This is a genomic window from Streptomyces sp. NPDC059255 (assembly GCF_042752355.1).
Taxonomy (GTDB): Bacteria; Actinomycetota; Actinomycetes; order Streptomycetales; family Streptomycetaceae; genus Streptomyces.
In genome coordinates this window covers 1-368 of sequence record NZ_JBHYZP010000097.1, presented here as the reverse complement: position 1 = coordinate 368, position 368 = coordinate 1, and the positions used below count along the sequence as shown (strand labels likewise).

The following is a 368-nucleotide window of genomic DNA, read 5'->3' as shown; positions in this document are numbered from 1 at the left end:
GCTGGGTACAAGCCCAAACGACTGCTTCTTTCGAACGCCCGCGCGTGTATAAGGCTTTCAATTCTTTCGGGTAGTTATGGGCGCTTGGCGCGACTTCCATTAATTCGTCTATCCATAGAATCGTATTTTCACGCTTGTACACCCAGCTCATGAGCGCGTTGTAATATTCCGGCTCTAATTCTTCAGCGACCGGGCAATAGATAATTTTCGGCGTCTCGACCTCGGACACGTCTTCCAATCGGTGAACCACAGTAAAGTCCTTACCTTCCTGCAAGCCATGCCACAATTCCTGCCGTTTCTTGCGGCGCTCGTGTACTTCGCCTTTCGTATCAAGCTTTACCACATGGTCTTTCCCAGCGAGATATACC

General features: G+C 50.0%; 1 protein-coding gene. It reads right to left on the bottom strand.

Features of this window, described 5'->3' with window-relative positions:
* The coding region (locus ACFXKG_RS41160) for a hypothetical protein (RefSeq protein ID WP_384850726.1) at window positions 1-343 on the bottom strand (343 nt) is incomplete at its 3' end.
* Window positions 344-368 lie beyond the last annotated feature (25 nt).